Origin of the sequence: Veronia nyctiphanis, assembly GCF_004116385.1 — a bacterium.
In the GTDB taxonomy this organism is placed as follows: Bacteria; Pseudomonadota; Gammaproteobacteria; order Enterobacterales; family Vibrionaceae; genus Veronia; species Veronia nyctiphanis.
The window spans coordinates 125,812-132,329 of record NZ_PEIB01000012.1 but is presented as its reverse complement, the minus strand read 5'-3'; the positions used below and the strand labels follow the sequence as shown (position 1 = coordinate 132,329).

6 protein-coding genes are annotated in these 6,518 nt (G+C 45.3%); 4 read left to right on the top strand and 2 right to left on the bottom strand.

Annotation, left to right across the window (positions count from 1 at the left end; translation table 11 throughout):
• Nucleotides 1-385: 385 nt before the first annotated feature.
• Nucleotides 386-787, bottom strand: coding sequence for a helix-turn-helix domain-containing protein (locus tag CS022_RS26340; RefSeq protein ID WP_129122433.1), 402 nt, complete (start codon nt 785-787; stop codon nt 386-388).
• 380 nt (nt 788-1,167) lie between these two features.
• Nucleotides 1,168-3,054: a beta-N-acetylhexosaminidase gene (locus tag CS022_RS11705; protein ID WP_129122425.1), complete on the bottom strand. Its 1,887-nt coding sequence runs from the start codon at nt 3,052-3,054 to the stop codon at nt 1,168-1,170.
• A 238-nt stretch (nt 3,055-3,292) separates the two neighbouring features.
• On the opposite strand from CS022_RS11705, the gene CS022_RS27710 reads away from it, so the two are divergent.
• The 4 genes from CS022_RS27710 to CS022_RS11690 all read left to right on the top strand — a co-directional run bounded on the left by CS022_RS27710 (nt 3,293) and on the right by CS022_RS11690 (nt 6,518).
• Nucleotides 3,293-3,805 (top strand): penicillin-insensitive murein endopeptidase, encoded by a 513-nt coding sequence (locus tag CS022_RS27710; protein WP_328590349.1) that lies wholly within the window; start codon nt 3,293-3,295, stop codon nt 3,803-3,805.
• Nucleotides 3,741-4,103 (top strand): penicillin-insensitive murein endopeptidase, encoded by a 363-nt coding sequence (locus tag CS022_RS27705; RefSeq protein WP_328590348.1) that lies wholly within the window; start codon nt 3,741-3,743, stop codon nt 4,101-4,103. The genes CS022_RS27710 and CS022_RS27705 overlap by 65 nt, the downstream gene beginning before the upstream one ends.
• Before the next feature lie 310 nt (nt 4,104-4,413).
• Nucleotides 4,414-5,178 (top strand): DUF3450 domain-containing protein, encoded by a 765-nt coding sequence (locus CS022_RS11695; RefSeq protein ID WP_129122424.1) that lies wholly within the window; start codon nt 4,414-4,416, stop codon nt 5,176-5,178.
• On the top strand, nt 5,175-6,518 hold the full coding sequence (locus tag CS022_RS11690; RefSeq protein WP_129122423.1) for a MotA/TolQ/ExbB proton channel family protein: 1,344 nt from the start codon (nt 5,175-5,177) through the stop codon (nt 6,516-6,518). The genes CS022_RS11695 and CS022_RS11690 overlap by 4 nt, the downstream gene beginning before the upstream one ends.

Genomic DNA, 6,518 nt, shown 5'->3' with positions numbered 1-6,518 from the left:
GGTCGCGGGTTCGAGTCCCGTCCGCTCCGCCACTTCTTCGAGAAACCTCAGCAGACATGCTGGGGTTTTTTGCTATTTGTAACCCAGAGAAAGTGCATGATACTTCAGCCGTGTCTGGAAATCCGGCGATTTGAGTTCTATCCTCCTGCCAGCTAGGAAGCCTCCAGTTATTATTCATAGCCACTGAAGAAACTAGAGCCCCATCATTTATTCATATAATGAAGCCAACCAGCTTTGTAGTTGATTAAAGAAATTAGAGATCCCAATTAATTTCTGACTGTGCGGCATGTATCTTCGTTTGTCATGTTTTAACTGCATAACTCACTTTGTTCGCACATTTTGATATTGCCTTGTCACCCAGAGCCTAAGAGATCCCTCATTGTTTTTATAATTGACGTCCCAACTTTTTCTCAACAAGCTTTCTCTCCCAATTAGGAGAAAAGAACTGGATCTTCTCAAATGCGATAAGTCCTTGAACGACTAGCCCTACACCGAGACCAGCAAAAATGACGTAAACGACAGGCTCATCGTGCATGACAATAAGAAATATTACTGCCATGAACACGTAAGTTATTAAATATTCGAAGAACTCTTTAAGACGCTTTGCATATAAGAGCGCATGTTGCTCATCAGTCTTCAATTCAGTTTCGTTTTGCATTTGCTCATCCTCTAACTCTAATTTTGAAAGATCTACCTCAAACACAGAGGCAAGTGCCTTGCGCGTTTCCAGGCTCGGCCTATTACCTTGTTCGATCCTTTGGATTGCACGGGTGGTAACGCCAGCCATTACAGCCAACTAGCTTTGAGACCATACTCGTTTCAATCGAAGCTTTCTTACAATCATCAAATCTATCCTTGCGTTGAGGTGAGCCAAGCTTTGCAACTATTCGCTTAATATAGAACGACATACACACGAAACTTGAACGAAACCAGTATGACATTCCATTTAAATTAATAACTTATGATTTCATGCTCTAAAATGTCACGTTTATTGAGATACCGAAATTCAAAAATGAGGTCTTTGTGCGTACTAAGAAAATTGTCGTATTTGACGTAAGTACTGATCTGCAAATGGGGTGGTTATCTGCAGGTAACGGATATTTTCACAATGGTGATTAATAAAAAGCCCCGCGTTGGCGGGGCTTAGACTGTTTTGAGCGATGTAAATTACTCAGGCAAAACTGCGCTTCCTGATATGCCGAGAGTGTGTAAGTGTGCGGTATGCGCTGACAGTCTTGGTAAAAAGGCCCCGAAATCCTTGTTGCTTTCTTGTGTCCAAGCAACTTCTGATAGGGCAAATAGACGAGGGTAGTTGAGGTAGTCCAGCGTTGCTTTATCTTTGACAAACTCGGTCCATACCAGTGCCTGCGTACCCACGATTTTATCTATGTTGTCTGTCAGGCCAAACGTAGGTTCAAAGCTATAGGTTTTTTTGAGGCTTACAGGGTTTGCCCACAACACGCCAGTTTCATGAATGTCATTATTCACCGCCATGTCGAAATAAGTAAACTGTGCAGGGCAGGCAACGACGGGGTAATCCCCGGAGAGAGCTTGCGCAATTTTCTCTGGGCTAGACCACGTATATATGAAGGCTTGTTCATCAACCTTCTTGCCATCAATGGCTTCTTCCCAACAACCTGTATTTTTTCCACGCTTTCTTAAGTGGTCTTGCAGGTGCCTGAACAGGTGTCGACCGAGTTCGCGGACATCATCAAGCCCCAGTTCTTTTTGTTTCTTCAAGCAGGCAGGTGATTTTTCCCACACATGTTCAGGGACTTCATCCCCACCAAGGTGAACCATGGGTGAAGGAAACAATTCGCAAACTTCATCAAGAATTGTTTCTAGTACTTCGTAGGTTGCATCTAACCCCGGGTTGAGAACGTTATCGCTGTATTGTTGGATAGACACGTACTCGGACTGGTCATCAGTCTCAATAAGCAGTTCGGGTAACGATTTGATTAACGCTCTCGCATGGCCTGGGACATCTATCTCTGGGATCACGGTAATGCCGCGTCTGGCAGCAAACTCAATCACATCTCTTACTTCGTCTTTGGTGAAGAACCCGCCATACTTCTGGGTTCCCGAACCGAATTGTGGTTTGAGCGCTTGCGAATCACCTCGCCATGCCCCTGTTTCTGTCAGTTGAGGGTAGGCAGCGATTTCCAGTCTCCATCCTTCGTCATCAGTGAGGTGCCAGTGGAAATGGTTGAATTTAAGCCACACCATTTGTTCGATGACGGACTTTACCGTTTCGATTGTGTGGAATGACCGGGAGCAATCAAGAAATTGTCCGCGATATTTAAATCGAGGTGCATCTTGAATCTCGCAGCATGGGGCTTTTCTTCCGTTGGTGATCAAAAGCTGTGCTAATGATACTGCTCCGTATAGGAACCCGCTGGCAGACGACGCGTGAATGATGACTTTTTCGTTATCAATTTTGAGCTGATAAGCTTCCTCTGCGATCTCTCTTTCATCAACATCCACAAAGGCCAGCGCTGCATCAGAAGAGCTGGCAGCGATGACTTGAACGTTGAGCTTTTCTGCAAACCAGTTACTTGCATGTTCTGCGAGATCCGAAGAAGCGACCGTCAGGCTGTCTCTGAGTGTGAAAGTACCATCTTTGTGGATGACATTGTTAGGTTGAGGAATGATCCCTGCTTTTAATGTCGGCAGCACGAATTTAGCATTGCTCAATTCCTCTGGCTGATTCATCTTAATCTGCGAGCCAACGTCAAAGAGTCCAGTTTCTGCGCGCAGATAGATACCAACCGGGCATTCTGCGGTATTTTTTAGTGCAGGTCCGTGACTTTTAATTTCGAACAACCATGTTTCACCTGACGGGATATCTTGAGGTGCTGACAGTTCAATATGTGAACCTTCTTGCCTGATAAGAGAGGTGTTTACTAAACACTCTGGTGCCAACAGTCTGGGCATATCAAAACAGATTGAGAATTCACTCAGCGTTTGTTGTGAGCGGTTTTCTAATTCAAGCGCGATGTGTAGAGGCTCATCGAATCTGTTCAGTATTTTTATGTCTAAGAAAGCATTTATCATCACTCCACCTTTGGTCGCGAGCAATATAGGAATTCAGACACATTACCGATGCAAAACTGAGAATCAACACGCGAGATCCAAATAAGAGACTGGCTTAATAGTTTGGGAACTTGTTAAGCGGAAAAGCCAAAACGATAAAGCTACTTTTTATTGATTCTGCCTCTTTTTTTAAGCACTCAAATGTTTTCAGTAAGGCTATTCTGACTAAAGCGACAAAAAACATGCATAGGAGTGTGCGGTGCGAAGTTTAATTGGATGCTTGTTTCTCTTTCTACCTTTATCGATTTATGCGAACCCGTGGGAGGCATTCTCTTCCCCCACATCAGGCCCTGAACAATCGGTCGGTAGTTATTCTAATGGATGCTTGTTCGGAGGAAGAGCGCTGCCTTTACGTGGTCAGGGTTATCAGGTTATTCGTCCTTCTCGTCTGCGTTATTTTGCTCACCCATATATGGTCGATTTCTTGGAGGGGTTGGCGCGTGAAACGCAACGTAAAGGTGTGCCTGATTTACTGGTAGCAGACTTATCGATGCCAAGGGGCGGACAGTTCTCTTCCGGCCACAAAAGCCATCAAACTGGGCTTGATGCAGATATTTGGCTGTCCTTTTCTCAGCAAAAACTTGAATCTGAAGATGTTGAGAACATCAAAGCGACGAGTTTAGTGAACCTTCGTGAATATACATTGAATGAGGCAATTGGCAGCCTCACCATCTACCTTGATAAAAACTGCGGCGTTAGATTCGCGCACTGAGCGCATATTTGTTCACCCGGTGATCAAAGAAAAGCTGTGTAGTGAGGCGACGGGAAACCGAAACTGGTTGAGGAAGGTGCGTCCGTGGTTTGGGCATAATTATCACATGCATGTGCGCTTAAAGTGTCCGGAGGGCGATAAACGCTGTATCTCACAGGCTCTTCCCCCTCCAGGTGATGGGTGCGGTGCTGAATTGATCAGTTGGCGCCCTCAGCCCGGAAAGAAAGACGACAAGCCGCCAGTGAAGAAAAAAAGAAAGATAAAACCTTTTGAATGCTTGCAGTTGGTTGATGGATAAGATGGCTGATGGACTGAGAGTGTGTTGACGAACGGATTCCAGTGTAAAAGTGACAGAATTGACGGGTTTATCGGCAATTATCGATTAATAGGCAGAAATTTGTCGTTTCAATAGTCATGATCTCAAAAATGAAGGGTCATAACGTGTCACCTTTGCTTACTATCTTAAATCTTTCGGTTTTGATGATGTATCTGGTCTGCTTTAGAGATTAGTTATTTAAGTTCTGTATAATGACGGGTTTCATCCAGAGAACTAGCGTATTATTCTGAATTTCTCGGGTAGCATTTGTTAAGTGTGGAATAAAAATAAAATGAAATATCACTTTGTATGCCTTTGGGCTTTTTTGCTTCCTTTACCTTCTTCAGCCGACGATGTTGTAAAAGCGGGCATCATTGAATCTCAGACGCTTAAAGCCGCAGTGGACTCGCAAGAGAGAATAGACAGTCTGTCAGATGACATACTGTCAATGAAAGCGCAGATTGAGCATTTGACACGCGAAACGTCTAACCTCGACACCTATCGAGAACACCTCGAATTACTGCAGAGTAGTCAGGAAAAAGAAAAAAGCCAACTGTTAGAAAAGATCGCCGATATTTCTGAAACCCGCGCAGGCATTGTTCCACTCATGTATAAAATGGTCGACAGTCTTGAGTCATGGGTTCAACAAGATATTCCGGTAAAAAGGGTACATAGGTTAAATCGCATAGCGCAATTAAAAACGATGATGGGTCGCGCTGATGTTACGGTCAGTGAGAAATTCCGCCGGATACTCGATGCTTACAGAATTGAGATGGAATATGGTCAGAAATTGAGTGTATTCAGTGGCCAGATAAGTCTTGATGGGCTTGAGCGTGAAGTAGAAATGCTCCATTTGGGGAGAATAATTCTGGTGGCCCGAACACCGGATCATCGCCAATATTGGGTGTATGACCGGGATGCAAGCCAGTGGCAGGCACTTGGTGAGGATCTGAATGAAGATATTGATTTGGCATTTAGTCTTGCAGAGAGAACTGACATACCCCATACGATTTCACTTCCATTGTCTGTTTCTTTCTCGACAGGGGGGACGAGATGATTCGCCTCTGTCTTATTCTTTCCGTCTTATGTTTTTCTGTCATGCCAGCTCATGCTGCCGATGATCTTGTTTCGGGTTCTTTGCGTGCGCAACAGGAAAGTGAGAAGCGCAATAAAGCGCGTGAACACGTTTTTGTTGCAGAACATGCGAAACTGACAAAACAACTGGCTGCGCTTCAAGCCAAAAAGTCGACCTTAGAGGAAGATATCAACAGACTGAACAATGTTTTCAGTGCCAATGAAAGCACCATTACTGATCTGCACGCACGACTGGAACTTGAGTCTGGCAATTTGGGAGAGGTGAATAGCGTTGTCCACGATGCTGCTGTTTATGTACTCGGAAAAAGCCATGAGTCACCCGCATCGATTGGGCTCGGTGCTACCAGTCAAAACCTGAAAGACATCGCGAGTAGCGACACATTTCCGGACTTACAACAACTGGCGCAGTTATGGCAGGGTATGCTTAATCACATGCAAGCCGGTGGCAATATCACCCCATTAAATTTACCGGTGAGAGATGGCTCAGGTGCCATTACTCAGCAGCCTGTCTTTCGCATTGGTGATATCGCGCTTGTCGGAGAGAACGGCTACCTTGATTGGAGCGAACTTGCTGGGCGGGCAACCTATTTCCAGTATCAACCTGAAAGAGGCTTGACCCAAAAAAAGGTTAAGGAATTGCAAGTGGGGCAATCGGTGACCTTTGATCCTACTGGTGGCGCTGTGTTTCTTCAACTGAGTAAAACACCTCATTTATTCGATAGGATAAAACAGGGCGGAGCGGTCGGATATTTGATTTTAACGCTGCTTGGTGTTGGCTTATTTATCGCCTTGGTTCGCGGTGTGTCTCTGGCATCTACCCGCATCGCTATCAGACAACAAATGAAATCGCCAAGATACCCCGTAAACAACCCGCTTGGCCGTGTACTTCAGGTTTACCATGCTGAGCCGAACCGTTCGATTGAATCAATGGAACTTCGTTTGCTTGAAGCCATCGTGGATGAGCAGCAACACTGTGAGCGAGGGCTGTCTATGTTGAAACTTCTGGCTGCCTTGGCGCCGATGCTCGGATTGCTGGGGACGGTCACAGGCATGATAGATACCTTCCAGGTGATCACAGAATTTGGTAACGGTGATCCCAAAGTCATGGCCGGCGGAATTTCTACGGCGCTGATAACAACCGTCATGGGGTTGATTGCGGCAATACCTCTACTCCTCGCTCATAATATTCTCAGCTCTCAGGCTGATGCTATTCGGGGTACGCTTGAAAAAATCAGCATCAGCCTTGTTGCTGAGCAAGCTGAGGCTACTGATATGAACGGGCTTACAATGAAAACGGTATAG